24 protein-coding genes are annotated in these 21,725 nt (G+C 69.9%); 14 read left to right on the forward strand and 10 right to left on the reverse strand.

Annotated features, from left to right (window positions below; all coding sequences use genetic code 11):
- Positions 1-10 precede the first annotated feature (10 nt).
- The 5 genes from FFT10_RS13365 to gpmA form a co-directional block, all read right to left on the reverse strand.
- On the reverse strand, positions 11-694 hold the full coding sequence (locus FFT10_RS13365; protein ID WP_137733330.1) for a class II aldolase/adducin family protein: 684 nt from the start codon (positions 692-694) through the stop codon (positions 11-13).
- A complete protein-coding gene (gene otnK / locus FFT10_RS13370; RefSeq protein ID WP_137733331.1) occupies positions 691-1,962 on the reverse strand; it encodes a 3-oxo-tetronate kinase in 1,272 nt (423 codons plus the stop codon). Before otnK ends, FFT10_RS13365 begins: the two co-directional genes overlap by 4 nt.
- Complete coding sequence (gene ltnD, locus FFT10_RS13375; RefSeq protein ID WP_137733332.1) at positions 1,959-2,876, reverse strand: L-threonate dehydrogenase; 918 nt, start codon at positions 2,874-2,876, stop codon at positions 1,959-1,961. The genes otnK and ltnD overlap by 4 nt, the downstream gene beginning before the upstream one ends.
- On the reverse strand, positions 2,873-3,640 hold the full coding sequence (locus FFT10_RS13380; RefSeq protein WP_137733333.1) for a FadR/GntR family transcriptional regulator: 768 nt from the start codon (positions 3,638-3,640) through the stop codon (positions 2,873-2,875). Before FFT10_RS13380 ends, ltnD begins: the two co-directional genes overlap by 4 nt.
- Positions 3,641-3,720: 80 nt before the next feature.
- The gene (gpmA, locus tag FFT10_RS13385) at positions 3,721-4,467 is read right to left on the reverse strand and encodes a 2,3-diphosphoglycerate-dependent phosphoglycerate mutase (protein WP_137733334.1); all 747 of its coding nucleotides are present in this window, start codon (positions 4,465-4,467) and stop codon (positions 3,721-3,723) included.
- Between the two features lie 84 nt (positions 4,468-4,551).
- Between gpmA and FFT10_RS13390 the strand changes: the two genes are divergently transcribed.
- From FFT10_RS13390 to FFT10_RS13405, 4 genes are all read left to right on the forward strand, one after another.
- Entirely contained in the window at positions 4,552-4,962 is a 411-nt protein-coding gene (locus FFT10_RS13390; RefSeq protein ID WP_137733335.1) for a rhodanese-like domain-containing protein, read from the forward strand.
- Between the two features lie 86 nt (positions 4,963-5,048).
- The gene (gene grxC / locus FFT10_RS13395; protein ID WP_137733336.1) at positions 5,049-5,309 is read left to right on the forward strand and encodes a glutaredoxin 3; all 261 of its coding nucleotides are present in this window, start codon (positions 5,049-5,051) and stop codon (positions 5,307-5,309) included.
- Positions 5,310-5,457: 148 nt separating this feature from the next.
- A complete protein-coding gene (gene secB, locus FFT10_RS13400) occupies positions 5,458-5,931 on the forward strand; it encodes a protein-export chaperone SecB (RefSeq protein WP_137733337.1) in 474 nt (157 codons plus the stop codon).
- 14 nt (positions 5,932-5,945) lie between these two features.
- Complete coding sequence (locus FFT10_RS13405; RefSeq protein ID WP_137733338.1) at positions 5,946-6,935, forward strand: NAD(P)H-dependent glycerol-3-phosphate dehydrogenase; 990 nt, start codon at positions 5,946-5,948, stop codon at positions 6,933-6,935.
- Between the two features lie 13 nt (positions 6,936-6,948).
- Here the strand turns inward: FFT10_RS13405 and trmL are convergent, their stop codons facing one another.
- Both trmL and FFT10_RS13415 read right to left on the reverse strand, forming a co-directional pair.
- Positions 6,949-7,419 carry a tRNA (uridine(34)/cytosine(34)/5-carboxymethylaminomethyluridine(34)-2'-O)-methyltransferase TrmL gene (gene trmL, locus FFT10_RS13410; RefSeq protein WP_137733339.1) on the reverse strand — a complete coding sequence of 157 codons (471 nt, stop codon included), beginning with the start codon at positions 7,417-7,419 and terminating at the stop codon, positions 6,949-6,951.
- Positions 7,420-7,450: 31 nt separating this feature from the next.
- Positions 7,451-8,182 carry a ComF family protein gene (locus tag FFT10_RS13415; RefSeq protein WP_137733340.1) on the reverse strand — a complete coding sequence of 244 codons (732 nt, stop codon included), beginning with the start codon at positions 8,180-8,182 and terminating at the stop codon, positions 7,451-7,453.
- Between the two features lie 23 nt (positions 8,183-8,205).
- On the opposite strand from FFT10_RS13415, the gene FFT10_RS13420 reads away from it, so the two are divergent.
- From FFT10_RS13420 to FFT10_RS13460, 10 genes are all read left to right on the forward strand, one after another.
- Positions 8,206-9,120 carry a biotin synthase gene (locus FFT10_RS13420; protein ID WP_137733341.1) on the forward strand — a complete coding sequence of 305 codons (915 nt, stop codon included), beginning with the start codon at positions 8,206-8,208 and terminating at the stop codon, positions 9,118-9,120.
- A 177-nt stretch (positions 9,121-9,297) separates the two neighbouring features.
- A complete protein-coding gene (locus FFT10_RS13425; RefSeq protein WP_137733342.1) occupies positions 9,298-9,864 on the forward strand; it encodes a DUF2244 domain-containing protein in 567 nt (188 codons plus the stop codon).
- A gap of 30 nt (positions 9,865-9,894) precedes the next feature.
- Positions 9,895-11,046 carry a cytochrome c oxidase subunit II gene (gene coxB / locus FFT10_RS13430; protein WP_137733343.1) on the forward strand — a complete coding sequence of 384 codons (1,152 nt, stop codon included), beginning with the start codon at positions 9,895-9,897 and terminating at the stop codon, positions 11,044-11,046.
- 52 nt (positions 11,047-11,098) lie between these two features.
- Positions 11,099-12,730: a cytochrome c oxidase subunit I gene (ctaD, locus tag FFT10_RS13435; RefSeq protein ID WP_137733344.1), complete on the forward strand. Its 1,632-nt coding sequence runs from the start codon at positions 11,099-11,101 to the stop codon at positions 12,728-12,730.
- 16 nt (positions 12,731-12,746) lie between these two features.
- Positions 12,747-12,872: a cytochrome oxidase small assembly protein gene (locus FFT10_RS28200; RefSeq protein WP_228027102.1), complete on the forward strand. Its 126-nt coding sequence runs from the start codon at positions 12,747-12,749 to the stop codon at positions 12,870-12,872.
- A gap of 17 nt (positions 12,873-12,889) precedes the next feature.
- On the forward strand, positions 12,890-13,516 hold the full coding sequence (locus tag FFT10_RS13440) for a cytochrome c oxidase assembly protein (protein WP_137733345.1): 627 nt from the start codon (positions 12,890-12,892) through the stop codon (positions 13,514-13,516).
- The gene (locus FFT10_RS13445) at positions 13,513-13,743 is read left to right on the forward strand and encodes a DUF2970 domain-containing protein (RefSeq protein ID WP_137733346.1); all 231 of its coding nucleotides are present in this window, start codon (positions 13,513-13,515) and stop codon (positions 13,741-13,743) included. The genes FFT10_RS13440 and FFT10_RS13445 overlap by 4 nt, the downstream gene beginning before the upstream one ends.
- Positions 13,744-13,807: 64 nt before the next feature.
- Positions 13,808-14,692, forward strand: a complete 885-nt coding sequence (locus FFT10_RS13450; RefSeq protein WP_137733347.1) for a cytochrome c oxidase subunit 3 — start codon at positions 13,808-13,810, stop codon at positions 14,690-14,692.
- 180 nt (positions 14,693-14,872) lie between these two features.
- Positions 14,873-16,294 (forward strand): replicative DNA helicase, encoded by a 1,422-nt coding sequence (gene dnaB, locus FFT10_RS13455; protein WP_137733348.1) that lies wholly within the window; start codon positions 14,873-14,875, stop codon positions 16,292-16,294.
- Between the two features lie 56 nt (positions 16,295-16,350).
- Entirely contained in the window at positions 16,351-17,502 is a 1,152-nt protein-coding gene (locus FFT10_RS13460) for a PA0069 family radical SAM protein (RefSeq protein ID WP_373282514.1), read from the forward strand.
- A gap of 24 nt (positions 17,503-17,526) precedes the next feature.
- On the opposite strand, the gene FFT10_RS13465 is transcribed toward FFT10_RS13460, so the two are convergent.
- The 3 genes from FFT10_RS13465 to dnaJ all read right to left on the reverse strand — a co-directional run bounded on the left by FFT10_RS13465 (position 17,527) and on the right by dnaJ (position 21,713).
- Positions 17,527-18,153 (reverse strand): thioredoxin family protein, encoded by a 627-nt coding sequence (locus FFT10_RS13465; RefSeq protein ID WP_137733349.1) that lies wholly within the window; start codon positions 18,151-18,153, stop codon positions 17,527-17,529.
- A gap of 61 nt (positions 18,154-18,214) precedes the next feature.
- Positions 18,215-20,506: a protein-disulfide reductase DsbD family protein gene (locus FFT10_RS13470; RefSeq protein WP_162520791.1), complete on the reverse strand. Its 2,292-nt coding sequence runs from the start codon at positions 20,504-20,506 to the stop codon at positions 18,215-18,217.
- Between the two features lie 61 nt (positions 20,507-20,567).
- Positions 20,568-21,713 (reverse strand): molecular chaperone DnaJ, encoded by a 1,146-nt coding sequence (gene dnaJ, locus FFT10_RS13475; protein ID WP_137733351.1) that lies wholly within the window; start codon positions 21,711-21,713, stop codon positions 20,568-20,570.
- Positions 21,714-21,725: the final 12 nt, after the last annotated feature.

Below are 21,725 nucleotides of genomic sequence, written 5' to 3' on the forward strand. Positions count from 1 at the left end.
AGTGGGCCGTTCAGTGGGTCGGCCAGACGGCGCCGAAGGTCTGGCGCAGCGCGTCGATCTGCGCAGAATCCAGCGGCTGCGGGCGCGGCGTGGTCATCAGCCACAGGCGGGCGGTCTCTTCCAGCTCTTCCAGCGTGGCCATGGCCGCGGCCGGGCTGTCATGCCAGACGTTGGGGCCCAGCCGGTCGAGCAGCACCGCGCGGATCGGCGCGCCCGCGGCGGCCGCGCTGCGGATGGCATCGGCCACCAGCGCGGCCGCGGCCGGGTCGCCCGGGCGGTGGTAGGGGATCAGCGGCACGCGGCCGACCTTCATCACGAAGTAGGGCGTGATCGGCGGCAGGATGGTCTCGGGCCGCCACACGCCCAGGCCGGGTGCTTGCAGCGTGAGCGCCACCAGGTGGGTGCTGTGGGTGTGGATCACGCAGCGGGCGTCGGGTGCGGCGGCGTAGATCTGCCGGTGCAGCGCCAGCGTCTTGCTGGCGCGGTCGCCGCTGCGCTGGGTGCCTGCGGGATCCACATGGGCCAGGGCCTCGGGCCGCAGGCGGCCCAGGCAGGCATCGGTGGGCGTGATCAGGTGGCCGTCGCCATCGGGCAGGCGCACGCTGATGTTGCCGGCCGTGGCATGCACCAGGCCGCGCTGGAACAGCGAGGCGCCGACGGCGCAGAGTTCGTCGCGGAGCTCGCGGTGGTTCATGCCGCCGCCAGGGCTTCGGTGAAGAACTCCGGCCCGCCGAAGTTGCCGCTCTTCAGCGCCAGCTTCAGCGGTCCCTGGCCGGCGCCGCGCACCGCCTGCGTCCAGGGCACGCCGGGGCAGATGGCCGCGCCGATGCGCAGGGTGTGCACGTCCAACGCCTGCACCACCGCGCCGGAGGTCTCGCCGCCGGCCACCACCAGGCGCTGGGTCCCGCTGTCCACCAGGCCACGGGCGATGTGCGCCAGCGCGTGCTCCACCAGCGCGCCGGCTTCGGCCACGCCCAGCGCGGCCTGCGTGCTGGCCAGGGTGGCCGCGTCGGCGGTGGCATAGAGCAGCGGGGCGCTGGATTGGGATTTGGCCCAGGCCAGGGCGTCGGCCGCCACCGGCTCGCCGCGGGCCAGGGCCAGCGGGTCGATGCGCAGCGCCGGCCGGCCAGCGGCGATCCAGCGGGCCACCTGGCCCTGCGTGGCGGTGGAGCAGCTGCCGGCCAGCACGGCGGCGGGGCCGGTCAAGGGTTCCAGATCGGCGGCGTGGGCGTTCAGGGTCACCCAGCCGCGGTCGGCCAGCACCTGGGGCAGGCCCAGCGCCAGGCCGGAACCGGCGACCCACAGCGGCAGGTGACCCGCCCCGGCGGCCAGCTGGCGCAATGCCTCGTTGTCGACCGCATCGGCCACCACATGGGCCACGCCGTCGGCCTGCAGGCTGGCCAGGCGGGCGGTGATGGCAGCGGCGCCCCGGGCCACCACGTCATGCCGCAGCAGGCCCACGCGCTGCTGGCACTGCTGCTGCATCCAGCGCACCAGGTTGCTGTCGCTCATCGGCGTCAGCGGGTGGTGGCGCATGCCGGAATCGCTGAGCAGGTCATCGCCGACGAACAGGTGGCCGCGGAAGACGGTGCGGCCGTTCTCGGGGAAGGCCGGGCAGACCAGGGTCTGGGTGCTGCCCAGCGCCGCCATCAGCGCCTCGGCCACCGGGCCGATGTTGCCCTGGGGCGTCGAGTCGAAGGTGCTGCAGACCTTGAAGTAGAACTGCCGGGCGCCCGCGGCCTGCAGCCAGCGCAGCGCGGCCAGGCTGTCGGCCACCGCGTCGGCGGCGGGCGTGGTGCGGCTCTTCAAGGCCACCACCACCGCATCGGCAGTGGCCACTTCGGGCGGGATGTCGCCTTGCGGCACACCGATGGTCTGCACCGTGCGTAGGCCGGCGCGCACCAGCATGCTGGCCACGTCGGTGGCGCCGGTGAAGTCGTCCGCGATGATGCCCAGGATCATGCTGCGTCCTTCCTGGCGGGCAGGGTGATGCCGGTCAGCGCGGCATACAGCTTGATCACCGCGCTGTCGTCCTCGGCGCCGAAGCCGGCGCCGGCCGTGCCCAGGTAGAGCTGGTGCGCGGCAGCGGCCAGCGGCAGCGGGGCGTTGAGCTTGCGCGCCGCGTCCAGCACGATGCCCAGGTCCTTGATGAAGATGTTGACCGCCGACAGCGGCGTGTAGTCGCCGGCCAGGATGTGCGGCACGCGGTTGCTGAACATCCAGCTGTTGCCGGCCGAGTTGGTGATCACCTCGTAGAGCTTGTCGGGGGCCGCGCCGGCGCGGATGCCCAGGGCCATGGCCTCGCAGGCGGCCGCGATGTGCACGCCGGCCAGGTGCTGGTTGACCATCTTCACCGTGCTGCCCACGCCGGCATGGTCGGCGAGCCGGTACACCTTGCCGGCCACCGCATCCAGCAGTCCGCCCACGGCGGCAAAGGCGTCCGGCTTGCCGGAGGCCATCACCGTCATCTCGCCGTTGGCGGCCTTGGCGGCGCCGCCGGAGACCGGTGCGTCGATCAGGTGCAGGCCCTGTTCTGCCAGCCGGGCTTCCCACTGCGGCGGCAGCGTCGGGTCGACGGTGGCCGAGGTGATGACCACGCTGCCGGGCTTCAGGTGCCGGGCCAGGCCACCGTCGCCGAAGACCACCTGCTCGGTCTGCGTTGCATTGACCACCAGCACCACCACCGCGTCGCAGTGCGCGGCCAGGTCCGCCAGGCTGGTGGCGATCTGGCCGCCGGCGGCGGCCACGGTGGCGCAGGCGGCGGGATTCAGGTCGAAGCCCCAGGTCGGCACGCCGCGCTTCAGCGCGCTGAGTGCGGCGCCGCGGCCCATCGATCCCAGGCCCACGACCCCGAGGGTGGTGGCGGTGTTGCTCATGGTGTGTCTCTCTTGGCGGTGGCCGCAGTGCGGCGGATGGGGGCGTCGCTGTCGTGCAGGCGGCGGGCGGCCTCGTGCATGTGGCGGGTGGCGGCGGCGCGGGCGGCGTCGGCATCACGCGCCAGGATGGCGTCGGCGATGGCCTGGTGCTCCTGCCGCACCTGGGTGATGAAGTCCTGCTTCATCGATTCATTGCGGCGGGTGACGGTCATCGCCTCGCGCAGGTACTGCTCCAGGTGGCGCAGCAGCCGCGGGAACTGCGGGTTGCCGGCGGCTTCGGCCACCGCCTGGTGGAAGGCCAGGTCCTCGTCGACGGTGGCGCTGCCCGAGGCGATGGAGGCATCCGCCAGCGCCAGCGCATCCTGGATGGCGGCCCGCTGCGCGGCGGTGGCGCGCACCGCGGCCAGCGCCGCCACTTCGCTTTCCAGCGCGCGGCGCACTTCCACCACATCCAGCACCGCGCCCAGGTTGGCCAGCACGCTGCTGTCGAAGTCCAGCGGCCGGGCGGCGTCCAGCGCCGCCACGAACATGCCCGAACCCTGGCGCGCCACCAGCAGGCCGCTGCTGCGCAGCCGGCTCACCGCCTCGCGCACCACCGTGCGGGAGACGGCGTACTGCGCCGCCAGCGCCTGCTCGGTGGGCAGGCGCTCGCCCGGCTGCACCAGTCCGCCCTCGATCTGGCGACGCAGGTCATCGGCCAGCTGGTCCGACAGCCGCTGGTTGGCCAGCGGCTGAGACGGTGATTGCAGCGATGACCTGATCATCGGGTCATCATACAAATTGGGGCGGACATCCCCATCCGGGAAAACCTGGGGTGGCGCCGCGGTCCTGCGGCGCCAGGGAATCAGCCCTTCTTGCCCTGGTTGGCCACCGCAGCGGCCGCGGCGGCTGCAGCGGCCGGGTCGCCCAGGTACTGGCTGCGGATCGGCTTCAGGTCGGCGTCCAGCTCGTAGACCAGCGGAATGCCGTTGGGGATGTTCAGGTTGACGATGTCGGCATCGCTGATGCCGTCGAGCATCTTCACCATCGCGCGGATCGAGTTGCCGTGCGCGGCGACCACGATGCGCTGGCCGCTGCGGATGGCCGGCGCCAGCACGCCGTCCCAGAACGGCAGCACCCGGGCCACGGTGTCCTTCAGGCATTCGGTCAGCGGCACCTGCTCCGGCGTCAGGTGGGCGTAGCGGCGGTCGCCGCGCTCGCTGCGGGCGTCGCCCGGCTCCAGCGCCGGCGGCGGCGTGTCGTAGCTGCGGCGCCAGACCAGCACCTGCGCGTCGCCGTACTGCGCGGCCATGTCGGCCTTGTTCAGGCCCTGCAGGCCGCCGTAGTGGCGCTCGTTCAGCCGCCAGTCCTTGACCACCGGCAGCCAGGTGCGGTCCATCTGGTCGAGTGCATGCCACAGCGTCCAGATCGCGCGCTTGAGCACCGAGGTGTAGGCCACGTCGAACTCGAAGCCGGCCTCCTTCAGCAGCCGGCCGGCCTGCTGCGCCTGGGCCACGCCGGTGTCGGTGAGCGGCACGTCGGTCCAGCCGGTGAAGCGGTTCTCCAGATTCCAGGTCGATTCACCGTGGCGGATCAGCACGAGCTTGTACATGGCGGGCAGAGGGAAGAAGGGGGTGGGCGGCGGCAAAGCCGCAAATTCTATAATCCGGGTTTCCGCTGACCGCAGGCCCCACCCGTGAAGTTTCTGATCGACAACTGGATGCTCATCCTCCTGGCCGCGTCCTCGGGCGGCCTGCTGCTGTGGCAGGCGCTGCAGAAGAACGCCGGCGGCGGCGTCGGCACGGCCGAAGCCGTGCGCCTGATCAACCGCGAGAAGGGCGTGCTGATCGATGTGTCCGAGCCGGCCGAGTTCGCCGCCGGCCACGCGGTGGGCGCGCGCAACATCCCCTTCGGCAGCCTCGAAGGCGCCAAGGAGCTGCCCAGCAACAAGGCCCTGCCGCTGTTGCTGATCTGCCCCACCGGCGCCCGCGCTGGCCGCGCCGCCGGCCTGCTGCGCAAGGCGGGCCACGAGAAGGCCATGGCCGTCACCGGCGGCCTGAACGCCTGGCGCGAGGCCGGCCTGCCGGTCGACAAGAAGCCCGCCTGAACGTCGGGCCTGTCCGGCGCGGCGCCTGCAGGCCTGCGTCAGGACCGGCAGAATCGGTGCCCTGTCCGATTCAAAGCCTCGTCACCATGAACGCCGTGCGCATGTACACCACCCAGGTCTGCCCCTACTGCATCCGGGCCAAGGCCTTGCTGAAGCAGCGCGGCGTGGAGGCGATCGACGAGGTGCGCATCGACCTGGACCCGGGCCAGCGTGACCAGATGATCGCGCTGACCGGCCGCCGCACCGTGCCGCAGATCTTCATCGGCAGCACCCACGTGGGCGGTTGCGACGACCTGATGGCGCTGGACCGCGCCGGCGGCCTGCAGCCCTTGCTGCAAGGCGCCTGAACCCGCGACCGGCGGCCGCCCGCCGGCTGCCGGATCCGTCACGCCCGCCGCCGCGGAGCCGTCATGGCCCTGCGCCATAATCCGCGCCGCCCCAGCCCGTTGCCCTGTCGGCGGCGGGCTTTTGTGTTTCTCTCAGGATCCTTCCGCCATGGCCGACCAAGACGATACCCCCGTGTTCCAGATCCAGCGCATGTACCTGAAGGACCTGTCGCTGGAGCAGCCGAACTCGCCGCAGATCCTGCTGGAGCAGCAGCAGCCGCAGGTCGACATCAACCTGGCGATGGCCGCCGGCGGCGTGGCCGACGGCATCTTCGAAGTGACGGTGACCGCCACCGTCACCACCAAGATCAAGGACAAGACGCTGTTCCTGGTCGAGGCCAAGCAGGCCGGCATCTTCGAGATCCGCAACGTGCCGCAAGAGCAGCTGCAGGGCATCCTCAGCATCGTCTGCCCGCAGATGATCTACCCTTACCTGCGCGCCATCGTCTCTGACGTCTGCACCCGCGCCGGCTTCCCGCCGATCATGCTGACGGAAGTGAACTTCCAGGCCATGTTCGAGGCCCAGCAGGCCCAGGCCGCTGCCAACGGCAGCGCCAGCGGCATCATCACCAGCGCCAACTGAAGCCGACCCCGGGCATGGCGCAGCCGCCGCTGGTGGTGCTGGGCGCCGGTGCCTGGGGCACGGCGCTGGCCGTGGCGGCCGCCGGCCGCCAGCCGGTGCTGCTGTGGGCGCGGGATGCGGCCCAGGCGGCGCAGATGCAGGCCCAGCGTGTCAATGCGCGCTACCTGCCCGGCGTGGCCTTCCCCGCGGGCCTGACGGTCACCGCCGATGCCGCCCAGGCCCACGTGCTGGCGGCGCAGGGCCTGGCCGTGCTGGGCACGCCGATGGCCGGGTTGCGCCCCACGCTGGCTGCGCTGCCGCCCGGCAGCCGCGCCCTGTGGCTGTGCAAGGGCTTCGAGGCCGGCAGCGGCCTGCTGGGTCACGAGATCGCCCAGGCCACCCGGCCCGACCTGCGCTGCGGCGTGCTGTCCGGCCCCAGTTTCGCCCAGGAAGTGGCGCGCCACCAGCCCACCGCCCTGGTGGCGGCCAGTGCCGACGAGGCGCTCACCGCGCTGGCGGTGCAGGCCTTCCACAGCGACAGCCTGCGCGTCTACACCAGCACCGATCCGGTTGGCGTCGAGGTGGGCGGTGCAGTGAAGAACGTGATGGCGATCGCCACCGGCATCGCCGACGGCCTGGCGCTGGGCCTGAATGCCCGCGCCGCGCTGGTCACCCGCGGCCTGGCCGAGATGACGCGCCTGGGCGTGGCGCTGGGCGCCCGGGCCGAGACCTTCATGGGCCTGTCCGGTCTGGGCGACCTGGTGCTGACGGCCACCGGCGACCTGTCGCGCAACCGCCAGGTCGGGCTGCTGCTGGCCCAGGGGCGGGCGCTGCCCGACATCCTGCAGCAGCTGGGCCATGTGGCCGAGGGCGTGCACACCGCGCCCACGCTGCAGGCCCGCGCCCGCGCCAGCGGCGTCGACATGCCGATCACCGATGCGGTGGTGGCGGTGTTGCAGGGCCGGCTGTCACCGGCACAGGCGCTGCAGCAGTTGATGGCCCGCGGGGCGCGGGCCGAAGCCTGAACGGCGCTGGCGCTCAGCTGCCGCCGATGTAGCCGGTCTGGCGCCAGGCCTCGAACACCGCCACCGCCACCGCATTGCTCAGGTTCAGGCTGCGCTGGCCCGCACGCATCGGCAGGCGCACGCGGCGGTCGTCGGCAAAGCCGTCGCGGATCTCGGCCGGCAGGCCGGCGGTCTCGCTGCCGAACACCAGCCAGTCGCCGTGCTGCCAGGCGATGTCGCTGAAGCGCGCCGAACCGCGGGTGGTGAAGGCGAACATCCGCCCACCGATCACCTGCTGCGCCGCCAGCAGCGCTGGCCAGTCGGCATGGCGGCGCACCGCGGTGAACTCGTGGTAATCCAGCCCGGCGCGGCGCAGCAGCTTGTCCTCCATCGAGAAGCCCAGCGGCTCCACCAGGTGCAGGGCGCAGCCGGTGTTGGCGGCCAGGCGGATCACGTTGCCGGTGTTGGGCGGGATCTCCGGATGCACGAGGACGATGTGGAACATGGGGCGCGATTGTGGCGCCGCGGCGGCCGCCTCAATCGCCCGGCGCCGGGGTGCGCGCCAGCACCCACACCTGCACGGCGGCCGCGCCGGCGGTGAGCAGCGCCTGGCTGGCTGCGGCCGCGGTGACGCCGGTGGTCATCACGTCGTCGACCAGCGCCACGGTGCGGCCGGCCAGCGCCGACCGGGCCTCGGGTGGCACCCACATCGCATCGCGAACGTTGGCGGTACGGGCGCCGCGGCCCAGGCCCACCTGGTGTGGCGTGTCGCGCAGCCGCAGCAGGGCGTCGGGCCGGGCCCGCAGCCCGCGTTGCGCCGCCACCCGGCGGGCCAGCTCCCAGGCCTGGTTGTAGCCGCGCTCGGCCAGCCGCGCCGGGCTCAGCGGCACCGGCAGCACCCAGTGCGCCACCGGCAGGCTCGACTGTCGGTCCAGCGCCTCGGCCAGGGCATCGGCCAGCAGCCCGGCCAGTTCGGGTTGCTGCTGGAACTTGAAGCGGGCGACCAGGCGGTCCCAGGGAAAGGCGTAGTCGGCCACCGCCACGGTGCGCTGATAGGGCGGCGGTGCCTGCAGGCAGGCGCCGCAGCCCTGGCCGCCGGGGCTGGGCAGGGCGCATTGCGGGCAGCGCAGGCTGGTGGATGCGACGAAGCGCTGGTGGCAGTCGCCGCAGAAGCCGGTGCGGTCCCAGCGGCTGCACAGCACGCAGGGGCGCGGCAGCCGGCCCGGCCAGCGTGGCGCGCGTGGGGCTGCCGGGTGGTGCTGCTGCATCGCATCAATATACTGAAACCGCCATGTCCGACCCGACCGCCGCCAGCGCCGCACCCGCCATCGACCAGCCCGCCTTGCGCCGGGTGCTGGACCGCCTGGCCCGTGCCGATTCGGCGCCCTGGCTGCACCAGGAGGTGGCGCGCCGCATGGCCGAGCGTCTGCCGGTGATCCGCCAGCCGCCCGAGCGCTGGCTGGATTGGTGGGCCTTCACCGGCGCCGGTGCGGCCGCGGTGCAGGCGGTGTGGCCGCAGGCCCAGCGCCAGGCGGTCGAGCCCACACCCGCGCTGCAGGCCCGCAGCCGCCAGGCCCAGGCGGCGCCCTGGTGGGCCCTGGGGGCGCGCCGGCAGGCTGCCGCGCAGCCGGTCTGGCTGAGCAGCGAGGTGCCGGCCGGCCAGGCCCAGATGCTGTGGGCCAACCTGGTGCTGCACACCGCGGCCGACCCCGCCGCCAGCCTGGCCGCCTGGCACCGCGCGCTCGCGGTCGACGGCTTCCTGATGTTCTCCTGCTTCGGCCCCGACACCCTGCGGGAGCTGCGCGCCGTGTACGCCGAGGCCGGCTGGCCCGATCCGCACCCGCCCTATGCCGACATGCACGACCTGGGCGACCTGCTGGTGCACGGCGGCTTCGCCGACCCGGTGATGGACCAGGAGACGATCCGGCTGACCTGGTCATCACCCGCCGCGCTGCTGGCCGAACTGCGCAGCCTGGGCGGCCACCTGGGCAGCGCCCGCTTTGCCGGCCTGCGCACGCCGCGCTGGCAGGCGCGGCTGCAGCAGGCGCTGACCAACCGCGCCGGCGCCGACGGCCGCATCGCCATGACGGTCGAACTTGTCTACGGCCATGCCTACAAGGCGGCGCCCCGACCGGGCCGGGGCGAGCCGGCCGTCGTCTCGCTGGCGCACCTGCGCAGCGGCCTGCCCAAGGCAGGACAGTCATGATTTGCATCTGCTTCACCAACCCGGGGAATCGGCTTATCACTCCGCTAGAATCTCAGGTTGATTTGGCGCAGAGTGCCTGGGTGTGGGTGACCACCGGGCTGCGCCGGTGTCCGGCTTCATCGGGCACCGGTGCCCACGCTGCGTTCTGATCCGCCCCGACCCTTCCACCGAGCCGCCATGTCCGTCACCACCGCCCCGAGCCCCTGGCCTGCGCCGCCTGCCGCGCGGCCGGACGGCGGCTGGCGCTTCGGCCGTGAGCAGGCCGTGCCGCTGGCCTGGCTGTTCGACCTGCGCCGCAATGTCTCGATCACGCCGCGCCAGCTGATGGGGTGTTACGCCCTGCTGTGCGCCGTCTCCCTCACCGTGGCTGCCGGTTTCTGGCTGCACGGCGTGACCATCGTCAGCCTGTTCACCGGTGTCGAACTGCTGGCCGTGGGCGTCGCCCTGCTGGTGTTTGCCCGCCATGCCGGCGACCGCGAGACCATCACCCTCGCCGACGGTGAGATGTCGGTGGTGCAGCAGGTGGGGCCGGCGGTGGAGCAGGTGCGCTTCCGTGCCGAGTGGGTGCGTGTGGAGCCGGTGGCTGACGACGGCTCGCTGGTGGAGCTGTCAGGAGAAGGGCGCAGTGTGCGGGTCGGCCGCCACGTGCGCCCGGAGATGCGGGTGGCGCTGGCGCAGGAGTTGCGGCGGGCCTTGCGCCTGGCGCGCGCTGCAGGCGCCCAGGCTGTGGATCAGGAACCTTGAAGCATGACGATGATGACGACTAAGACATGGATGTCCCGGGCCCTGCAGGGCGCAGCTGCCCTGGTGCTGGCCGGCGGACTGCAAGCCGCCTGGGCTGCGACTGACCTGGCCGGTGGCCCGGCCAAGAACCAGCTGGACCTGCACCCGCCCATCACGAAGATCGCCAGCGAGGTTCAGGGCCTGCACTATTTCATGCTGATCGTCTGTCTGGTGATCTTCCTCGCGGTGTTCGGTGTGATGTTCTATTCGATCGTCAAGCACCGCAAGTCGGTCGGCGCGAAGTCGGCCAACTTCCATGAGAGCGTGGCTGTCGAGATCGCCTGGACGATCGTGCCCTTCATCATCGTCGTGGTGATGGGCCTGATGGCCACCAAGACCGTGGTGGCCATGAAGGACACCAGCAACGCCGACCTCACCATCAAGACCACCGGCTACCAGTGGAAGTGGGGTTACGACTACCTGAAGGGCGAGGGCGAAGGCATCGGCTTCGTGTCGACGCTGGATGTGAACCAGCGCAACATGTCCGACGCCGGCAAGCCCGAGGGCGCCGACTACCTGCTGAAGGTCGACAACCCGCTGGTGGTGCCGGTCAACAAGAAGATCCGCATCATCACCACCGCCAACGACGTGATCCACAGCTGGATGGTGCCGGCCTTCGCGGTCAAGCAGGACGCCATCCCCGGCTTCGTGCGCGACACCTGGTTCCGCGCTGAGAAGACCGGCGACTTCTACGGCCAGTGCGTCGAGCTGTGCGGCAAGGAGCATGCCTACATGCCCATCCACGTGAAGGTGCTGTCCGCCGAGGACTACACCAAGTGGGTCGATGCCAAGAAGAAGGAAATGGCAGCCAAGGCCGACGACCCGAGCAAGGTGTGGACGCTGGAAGCCCTGGCTGCACGTGGCGAGAAGATCTACGCTGCCAATTGCGCGGTCTGCCACAAGGCCGACGGCAAGGGCGCCGGTCCGATCAAGGCCCTGGACGGCTCGGCCATCGTGATGGACACCGACCATGCCAAGCAGATCGCCATCCTGCTCAACGGTGCCAACAACGGCACGATGCCGGCCTGGAAGACGCTGTCGGACACCGAGATCGCTGCCGTCATCACCTACACCAAGAACACCTGGTCCAACAAGACCGGGCAGATCGTGCAGCCGGCCGAAATCGTCGCCGCCCGCAAGTGACCTGCCAACCATTTCCTGAATCGCCGAATCAGCCGCTGAAAGGCAACGCCCCATGAGCGCCGTCCTCCCGCAACACGGGTCTCACGACCACGATCACGCCCACGACCATGACCACGGCCCGCTCAAGGGCTGGCGGCGCTGGGTGTTCGCGACGAACCACAAGGACATCGGCACGATGTACCTGTTGTTCTCGTTTGCCATGCTGATGATCGGCGGCATCCTGGCGCTGTGCATCCGTGCCGAGCTGTTCCAGCCGGGCCTTCAGTTCTTCAACCCGGAACTGTTCAACTCGTTCACCACGATGCACGGGCTGATCATGGTGTTCGGCGCGATCATGCCGGCCTTCGTCGGCTTCGCGAACTGGATGATTCCGCTGCAGATCGGCGCCTCCGACATGGCGTTTGCGCGGATGAACAACTTCAGCTTCTGGCTGCTGATCCCGGCAGCCATCATGCTAGCCGGCTCGTTCTTCATGCCCGGTGGCGCCCCCGCCGCCGGCTGGACGCTGTACGCGCCGCTGACGCTACAGATGGGCCCCAGCATGGATGCCGGCATCTTCGCGATGCACATCATGGGCGCCAGCTCGATCATGGGCTCGATCAACATCATCGTCACGATCCTGAACATGCGCGCGCCCGGCATGACGCTGATGAAGATGCCGCTGTTCGCCTGGACCTGGCTGATCACCGCCTACCTGCTTATCGCGGTGATGCCGGTGCTGGCCGGTGCGATCACGATGACGCTGACCGACCGCCACTTCGGCACCAGCTTCTTCAACCCCGCCGGCGGTGGCGACCCGGTGATGTACCAGCACATCTTCTGGTTCTTCGGGCACCCCGAGGTGTACATCATGATCCTGCCGGCGTTCGGCATCGTCAGCGCCATCGTGCCCGCCTTCGCCCGCAAGCGCCTGTTCGGCTACACCTCGATGGTCTACGCCACCGCGTCGATCGCGATCCTGTCGTTCATCGTGTGGGCCCACCACATGTATGCCACCGGCATGCCGGTGACCGGCCAGCTGTTCTTCATGTACGCAACGATGCTGATCGCGGTGCCCACCGGCGTGAAGATCTTCAACTGGATCGCCACCATGTGGCGCGGTTCGATGACCTTCGAGACCCCGATGTTGTGGGCCGTGGGCTTCATCTTCGTGTTCACCATCGGCGGCTTCACCGGCCTGATCCTGGCCATGGCGCCGATCGACATCCAGCTGCAGGACACCTACTACGTGGTGGCCCACTTCCACTACGTGCTGGTGGCCGGTTCGCTGTATGCGCTGTTCGCCGGCGTGTACTACTGGGGGCCGAAGTGGACCGGCGTCATGTACTCCGAGGTGCGCGGCAAGATCCACTTCTGGGGCTCGTTGATCTTCTTCAACCTGACCTTCTTCCCAATGCACTTCCTTGGCCTGGCCGGCATGCCGCGTCGCTATGCCGACTACCCGATGCAGTTCTCCGACTTCAACGCCATCGCCTCGGTCGGCGCCTTCGGCTTCGGCTTCATGCAGGTGTACTTCTTCCTGTTCGTCGTCGTGCCGATGATGCGTGGCAAGGGCGCCAAGGCGCCGCAGAAGCCCTGGGAAGGTGCCGAGGGTCTGGAATGGGAAGTGCCGTCGCCGGCACCGTTCCACACCTTCGAAAACCCGCCCAAGCTGGACGCGACCGCCACCCGCGTGCTGGCCTGACCTGGCGTTACGACCGATGACCAACCCCCGCGACCCCCGGCAGCAGGGCCGCGCCAATCTGCGGCTGGCCCTGGTGCTGGCGTCGGTGGCGCTGGTGTTCTTCGCCGGCTTTGTCGCCAAGATCGTGCTGTTCGGCCGCTGAGCCGCGGAGCTGACCCCATGGCCCTGCCTTCCCTGCTGTCAGGCCTGCACCGTGACAACCGCCGCCTGCTGGGCAAGCTGGCCGTCATCGCGCTGGCGATGTTCGGTTTCGGCTATGCGCTGGTGCCGATGTACAAACACATCTGCGAGGCACTGGGCATCAACGTGCTGTCGGTCAGCGAGCGGGTGAAGTCGGCCGGCCTGGCCGGCGCTGCCCAGCGCCAGGGCAACACCCAGGTCGACACCTCGCGCACCGTCACGGTCGAATTCGACGCCAATGCGCGCGGTCCCTGGGACTTCAAGCCAGCGGTCAACTCGGTCAAGGTGCATCCGGGCGAACTGGCCACGGTCATGTACGAGTTCCGCAACAAGCAGGACCGCACGATGGCCGCCCAGGCCATCCCCAGCTACGCGCCGATGCGGGCCAGCGCCCACTTCAACAAGCTCGAGTGCTTCTGCTTCAATGAATACACCCTGGCCCCGGGCGAGCAGAAGGCCTGGCCGGTGGTGTTCTATGTCGATCCCAAGCTGCCCAAGGATGTGACCACGATCACCCTGTCCTACACCTTCTTCGAGGTGGCCGGCAAGGTGGTGGGTCAGGCGACGGCCGTCGAGCCGCAACCTGCCGCGGAGAAGCGCCTGTGAGCGACGACCTGCGCAACGCTGCTGCACGCAAGGGCTCGTTCGTGCAGACCCTGCAGGCGGTGGCCTGGTCGTTCTTCGGTGTGCGCCGCTCGGCCGACCATGCGCAGGATGTCGCCAAGCTCAACCCGGTGCATGTGATCGTGGCCGGTGTCGCTGGTGCGGCATTGTTTGTGCTGGCGCTGGTGTTGCTGGTGCAGTGGGTGGTCGGCAGCGGCGTGGCCGCCTAGCGATCGGCGACAATTCCACAACAGTTTCCATTCCAGATTCCAGGTTTCGAGGAGAACTCAAACGATGTCCGCAGCGACACCCCACGGGGCCACCCCGTATTACTTCGTCCCCGCGCCGTCGCGCCATCCGGCCATGGCGGCGCTCGGCCTGTTCTTCGTGATCCTGGGTGCTGGTCAGTGGGTCAACGGCTCGACCTGGGGTCCGTATGCGTTGCTGCTGGGCATGGTGATCTGGCTGTCGACGCTGTACGTCTGGTTCAAGGACGCCATCGCCGAGAGCGAAGGCGGCCTTTACTCCGAGCGCATCGACGTGTCGTACCGCTGGAGCATGAGCTGGTTCATCTTCTCGGAGGTGATGTTCTTCGCCGCGTTCTTCGGTGCGCTGTACTGGGCCCGTGCCCACACGCTGCCGATGCTGGGCAACCTGGACCACCAGGTGCTGTGGCCCGATTTCAAGGCCCTGTGGCCCAGCGCAGGCCCCGGCATCACCGCCTCGCCGGCCGGCACGGTCGAGCCGTTTGCCACCATGGGACCGTGGCCGCTGCCGACGATCAACACCGCGCTGCTGCTGACCTCGGGCCTGACGCTGACCATCGCGCACCATGCGCTGATCGCCGGCAACCGCGCCAAGACCATCGCCTGGATGTGGATCACGGTGGCCCTGGGCGCCACCTTCGTGTGCGTGCAAGCCTATGAGTACATGCATGCCTACCGCGACCTGAACCTCAAGCTCAGCTCGGGCATCTTCGGCTCCACCTTCTTCCTGCTGACCGGCTTCCACGGCTTTCATGTGCTGGTGGGCATGCTGATGCTGCTGTTCATCACGCTGCGTCTGCAAAAGGGCCACTTCACGCCGGAGCGCCACTTCGGCTTCGAAGGCGCCGCCTGGTACTGGCACTTCGTCGACGTGGTCTGGCTGGGCCTGTACTTCCTGGTGTACTGGTTGTAAGACCGGACATCGCATCAACGAAACGCCGCCTTCGGGCGGCGTTTTGCTTGGTCCCGCCACTGCCGCTGGCGGCTGTGGTTGTCCCCCGTTGCCGCACCGCATTTCCACAGGCCTGTCCACAGCCGCGCCACAGGGCGCGGCTTATCATGGCAGGCCACCTGCCTCCTGGATCCCCCACCGATGTCTGCCGTCTTCCGCGCTGCCCAATCCCCGTCGCCAGCCGATGACGAGGTGGCCCGCCTGCGGGTGCCGCCGCATTCGGTCGAGGCGGAACAGAGCGTGCTGGGCGGCCTGCTGATCGACAACCTGGCCTGGGACCGCGCCGGCGACCAAGTCACCGAGAGCGATTTCTACCGCTACGAGCACCGCGAGATCTTCACCGCCATCGCTGCGCTGATCAACGCCAACAAGCCGGCCGACGTGATCACCGTGTTCGAGCAGTTGCAGATCAACGGCAAGGCCGAGGCTTGCGGCGGCCTGAAGTACCTGAACGACCTGGCGCAGAGCGTGCCCAGCGCCGCGAACCTGCGCCGCTACGCGGAAATCGTGCGCGAGCGGGCCATCCTGCGCAAGCTGATCTCGGCATCCGACGAGATCGCCACCAATGCCTTCAACCCGCAGGGCCGGCAGGTCAGCCAGATCCTGGACGAGGCCGAAGGCAAGATCTTCAAGATCGGCGAAGAGGGCTCGCGCAACAAGCAGGGCTTCATCGGCATCGACAAGCTGACGATGCAGCTGATCGACCGGGTGACCGAACTGGCCGAGAACGGTGCCGAGGACGTGACAGGCGTGCGCACCGGCTTCTACGACATGGACCGCATGATGGCCGGCATGCAAAAGGGTGACCTGATCATCCTGGCCGCGCGGCCATCGATGGGCAAGACAGCCTTCGCGCTGAATATCGCCGAGTACGTGGCGGTCAGCGAAGAGCTGCCGGTGCTGGTGTTCTCGATGGAAATGGGCGCCTCGCAGCTGGCGCTGCGGATGATCGGCTCGCTGGGCCGCATCGACCAGAGCGGCCTGCGCACCGGCCGGTTGCGTGACGATGAATGGACCCGCCTGACCGAAGCGGCCGAGCGCCTGGGCAAGGCCCAGATGTTCATCGACGAGACGCCGGCGCTGAACCCGGCCGAGCTGCGCGCCCGCTCGCGCCGCATGGCACGGCAGTTCGGCGGCACGCTGGGCCTGATCGTCGTCGACTACCTGCAGCTGATGAGCGGCACCGGCAAGAGCGACGGCGAAAACCGCGCCACCGAGATCAGCGAGATCTCGCGCGGCCTGAAGGCGCTGGCCAAGGAATTGCAGTGCCCGGTGATCGCGTTGTCGCAGCTCAACCGCTCGGTCGAGACCCGCACCGACAAGCGGCCGATGATGAGCGACCTGCGCGAATCGGGCGCCATCGAGCAGGACGCCGACGTGATCATGTTCATCTACCGCGACGAGTACTATACCAAGGACCAGTGCAAGGAGCCGGGCATCGCCGAGATCATCATCGGCAAGCAGCGGAACGGCCCGGTGGGCACGGTCAAGCTCACCTTCCTGAAGCCGCTGACCAAGTTCGACAACCTGGCACCAGGTGCTGCCGGCTCCGGTGAGTACTGACAGCAAGCAGCGCAAAATACTGGACGGATTCACAGTGACTGTCTATATTGACAGTCATGCGCACCATCCCCGTCTACCCCGTCCGTCCCATCCCGCCTGCCGGCATGGCCCAATCCCTGGCCGCTCCGCTGCTCAAGGGGCGGGGCACGGCCTGGTCGCTGGCCCACCGTTTCACCCGGGATGACCGCCAGCCCTGTGACGACGGCTGGGGCAACCTCGACCAGGCGGTCGACGCCCAGGCCTTGCCACCCGCCACCCGGGTGCTGGAGGAGCAGGTCAAGACCATCCTGGCCGGCAATGACTCACCCGACATCGGCTTCGACCTGTCGATCAACCCCTACCGGGGTTGTGAGCACGGCTGCATCTACTGCTACGCCCGGCCCACCCACAGCTACCTGAATCTCTCGCCGGGGCTGGATTTCGAGACCCGCATCATCGCCAAGGTGAATGCGGCCCAGCGCCTGCGTGAGGCCTTCTCGGCCCGCAGCTACAGCCCGATGCTGCTGAACATCGGCTCGGCCACCGATGCCTACCAGCCGGCCGAGCGCAAGCTGGGCATCACCCGCCAGGTGATCGAGGTCTGCAGCGAGTTCCGGCATCCGTTCTCGCTGATCACCAAGTCGTCCGGCGTCGTGCGCGACATCGACCTGATCGCGCCGATGGCGGCGCAGAACCTGGCCGCCGTCTATGTGTCGATCACCACGCTGGATCCGGCGCTGGCCCGGGTGATGGAGCCGCGCGCCGCGTCGCCCGAGCGGCGGCTGCAGACCATCCGCAAACTGGCTGCCGCCGGCATTCCGGTGGGCGTGAGCGTGTCGCCGGTGATTCCGTTCCTGAACGAGCCCGAGCTGGAGCGCATCCTGGCCGCGGCGGCCGATGCCGGCGCCAGCTCGGCCTTCAGCATCGTGATCCGCCTGCCCTGGGAGGTGAACCCGTTGTTCCAGCAATGGCTGCAGCAGCACTTCCCCGAGCGCGCCGCCCGGGTGATGGCCCGCATCCGCGAGATGCGCGGGGGTGGTGACAACAGCAGCCGGTTCGGCGAACGCATGACCGGCAGCGGCATCTGGGCCCAGCTGCTGCGCCAGCGCTTCCACAAGGCAGCCGACAAGCTGGGGCTGCGGCGCGCCAGGGTGGAACTGGACCTGACCCAGTTCCGCAGCGCCCGCCGCGAGGCGGCCGTGGCCAGCGCCCAGGCCAGCCTGTTCTGACGGGCTCTGCCGACCGCCGGCCGATCAGCTGGCGTCGTACTTGATGCTGCAGCCGTAGGGTGGCGTGCTGGGCGTGGCCACCGGCTTGCCGGCCAGGCTGTCGGCCAGGGCGGCGCGCACGAAGTTCTTGGCGCCCGGGATGTCGGCCGGGTTGGCGCTGCGCTTGTCGTCGATGCCGCCGGCGTAGACCAGCTTGCCGGCCGGATCGATCACGTACATGTGCGGGGTGGTGCGGGCCGCATAGGCCTTGCCTGCGGTGCCGGCCTCGTCCATCAGCACCGCCGTGGGCGTGGCGCCCCAGTCCTTGACCAGCTTGTCCTGCAGGGCAGTCGGGGCCAGGTGGTCGTGGTGGCCGCGGGCGGTGGAATTGATGCTGAGCCAGACCACGTCCTTGGCCTTGGCGTCCTTCTGCAGCGCCTGCATGTTCTTCGCGCCGTAGTGCTTCACCACGAACGGGCACCCAGGATTGGTCCATTCCAGCACCACGTGCTTGCCCTTGAAATCGGACAGCTTCACTGTCTTGCCCTGGGTGTCCTTCAACTCGAAGGCCGGCGCCGCTTCACCCACCGCCACGGCGGCAGCGTGCAGCGGGATGGCCAGCGCGGCGGCGGCCAGGGTGGTGGTCAGGGTCAGGCGTCGGGTCCAGCGCATCGGGGGCTCCTCGGTGGTTGGCAAACACATGGATGACCGGCGGGCCGACGGCCCGCTGCGGTCACAGCCCGGCCAGGGCGCTGCGCACCAGGCCGGCGGTCAGAATCTCGGGCAGCAGCAAAGGTTCCTGGCCCGGTCGCAGCAGGGCGTAGACCGGCACGCCATTGCGGCCCAGCCTGGCCAGGGCCGCGGTGATCTCGGCGTCGCGCCGGGTCCAGTCGGCGCGCATGCGCACCACCTGGGCCTTGTCGAAGTCGGCCAGCACGGCCGGCTGGGTCAGCACCAGACGCTTGTTGACCTGGCAGCTCACGCACCAGGCAGCAGTGAAGTCGACGAACACCGTGCGGCCCTGGGCCAGCTGCTCGGACACCGCGGCGTCGCTGTAAGGCTGCCAAGCTGCCCCGGCGGCGGCCGTGCGGCCATCGGCCGCGGTTGCGGCGTCGCCTTGCGGCGCAGCGGCAGGCTGCGCACTGGGCCAGCTCCAGACCAGCAGCGCCACCATGGCAGCCATGCCGGTGGCCGCGCCCAGCCGTGCGGCCACCGTCGGCTGCCGCAGCAGTCCCAGCAGCCACACCAGGGCGGCCAGCCCCAGCAGCGCCAGCAACGCCTGGGCGGCACCGTCGATGCCGGCCTGCAGGCCCAGCACCCACACCAGCCACACCACGGTGGCGAACATCGGAAAGGCCAGTGCCTGCTTGAGCCGCAGCATCCACGCCCCGGGCCGCGGCAGGCGGTGGCGCCAGCCCGGCAGCAGCACCAGCGCGGCATAGGGCATGGCCATGCCCAGCCCCAGCGCGCCGAACACCGCCAGCGCCTGGGGTGCCGGCTGCGTGGCGGCAAAGCCCAGCGCCGCCCCCATGAACGGCGCGGTGCAGGGGCTGGCCGCCAGCACCGCCAGCACGCCCGAGCCGAAGGCATCCATCCCGGGGTTCTGGGCCCGCCAGCCTGCCAAGCCTTGCGGCAGCAGCGTGCCCAGCTCGAACACACCCATCAGGTTCAGGCCCAGCGCAAAGAACAGCAGCGCCAGCGCAAACACCACGCCCGGCTCCTGCAGCTGGAAGCCCCAGCCCACGGCCGACCCCGCAGCCCGCAGGGCCAGCAGCAGACCCGCCAGCGCCAGGAAGCTGAGCACCACGCCGGCGCTGTAGGCCAGGGCGTGGCTGCGCAGCCGCGCTGGCTGCTCGCCTTGCTGGGTCAGGCCCAGGAGCTTGATCGACAGCACCGGGAACACGCAGGGCATCAGGTTCAGCACCATGCCGCCCACCAGGGCCAGCGCCAGCGCAGCCCACAGGCCCAGGCTGGCACCGCCGCCGGTCCGTGGCGCACTGTCGCTGCCGGCGGCACCGAGGCCCAGCAGATCGCGTTTGCCGCCGGACTGGCTGGACGCGCCGCCAGCCAGCGGATCGTCCAGCCGCACCGCGCCGGCCGGCAGGGCCAGGGCGGCCACCTCGGTCACCGCCACGCTGAATTCGGCGCTGCGCTGCGGTGTGCCCCAGGGCGTGGTGGCGCCGCCGGTGGCTGGCGGAGCCACGGCGATGGCGGTCAGCGTGGCCGGCACCGCGGCCGCATGCGGTGCCACCGCCATCTGCACCGCATAGCCATCGGCCGTGCGGTAGACGGCATGGCGCGCGGGTTCGAGCACCTGTTCCTGGTAGGGGAACACCTGCACGGGCGGCAGGGCTTCGCCGGGCTGCAACGGCTGCTGGCGCACCAGGCGCAGCTGCAGGTCGCGGCCGGCGCGCTGCAGTTCGGCCCGCCAGCCGGCCAGCGGCACCGGCGCCTCGGCGGCCGCGGCATCGAACCGGCCGGCCAGCGGACCGGGCGCCACGCTGGCACCAGGCGCCAGCACCGGCAAGGCCAGGTTCAGCGTCGCGGATTCGGGGATGCAGACATCGTTGCAGACCAGCCAGTTGGCCTCGGCCTTCAGCTGCAGCGTGCTGCCGGGCTGGGCATCGGACGGCGCGGTGAAGCGCAGCGGCAGCAGCAGGTCGCCCTCGTAGCCGTAGTTGACCAGCGGGCCGATCGGAATGCGCTTTGGCGCCGGCCACTCGATGGCACCGGCCTGCGCGCCGGCGGGCAGTGTCCAGCCCAGCGTGGTGGGCAGACCGGAGTCACCAGGGTTGCGCCAGTAGGTGTGCCAGTGCGGGATGTGCTGCAGCCGCAGGCCGATCTGCACCGATTGCCCCGGCTGCACGCCGGCGCTGCGGGCGACCAGCTCGGCGGTGACATGCTCGGTGCGCACCGGCTGGGCGCCGGTCAGGCCAGACCAGGCCAGTGCGCCGGCTGCGCAGCCGGCGGCCAGCCGGCGCAACAGGCCGGCAGGGCGGGAGCGGGTGGGGGCTGGTGTGTCCATGGCTGCGGGTGGGAGTGTGGCACTGCGCCCGAGTTCCGGCCCGCGCTGGGGCATCACCGGATCACTTGAACAGATCCTTGACCCGGTCGGTCCAGCTCTTGGCGTTGGGCGAGTGCTTTTCGCCGCCCTTCTTCAGGGACTCGTCCAGTTCCTTCAGCAGCTTGCGCTGGTGCTCGGTCAGCTTGACCGGCGTCTCCACCGACACATGGGCGTACAGGTCGCCCGGGTAGCTGCTGCGCAGGCCCTTGATGCCCTTGCCGCGCAGGCGGAAGGTCTTGCCGTGCTGGGTGCCTTCGGGCAGCTCGATCTCGGCCTTGCCACTGAGCGTGGGCACCTCGATGCTGCCGCCCAGCGCCACGGTGGTGAACGACACCGGCACGGTGCAGTGCAGGTCGTCGCCGTCGCGCTCGAAGATGTCGTGGTCCTTGATGCGGATCTCGATGTAGAGATCGCCCGCCGGCCCGCCATTGGTGCCCGGCTCGCCGTTGCCGGCCGAGCGGATGCGCATGCCTTCATTGATGCCGGCGGGGATTTTCACCTCCAGCGTCTTCTGCCGCTTGATCTTGCCGGCACCGTTGCAGGTGGTGCAGGGCTCGGGAATGATCTTGCCGCTGCCGTGGCAGTGCGGGCAGGTCTGCTGGATGCTGAAGAAGCCCTGGCGCATGTGCACCGTGCCGCTGCCGTTGCAGGTGCCGCAGGTCTTGGCACTCGTCCCCGGCTTGGCGCCGCTGCCATGGCAGGTGTCGCAGGTGTCCCAGCTGGGGATGCGGATCTGCGCGTCCTTGCCGTTGGCGGCCTCTTCCAGGCTGATCTCCATGGCGTAGCTCAGGTCGCTGCCGCGGTAGACCTGCTGGCCGCCGCCGCCGCGCCGGCCGCCGTTGAAGATGTCGCCGAAGATGTCGCCGAAGGCCTCGGCAAAGCCGCCCATGCCCTCGGCGCCCGGGCCGCCACGGCCCATGCCGGCGTTCGGGTCCACCCCGGCGTGGCCGTACTGGTCGTAGGCCGCCTTCTTCTGCGGGTCGGAGAGCATCTCGTAGGCCTCCTTGGCCTCCTTGAACTTCTCTTCCGCCTTCTTCGCGTCATCCCCCTCGCCCTGGTTGCGGTCGGGGTGGTACTTCATGGCCAGCTTGCGGTAGGCCTTCTTGATGTCGTCCTCGGTGGCGTTCTTGGGCACACCGAGCACGTCGTAGTAGTCGCGCTTTGCCATGTGAAATTCTCA

It is taken from the genome of Pseudaquabacterium pictum, from assembly GCF_005403045.1.
Classification (GTDB): Bacteria; Pseudomonadota; Gammaproteobacteria; order Burkholderiales; family Burkholderiaceae_C; genus Pseudaquabacterium; species Pseudaquabacterium pictum.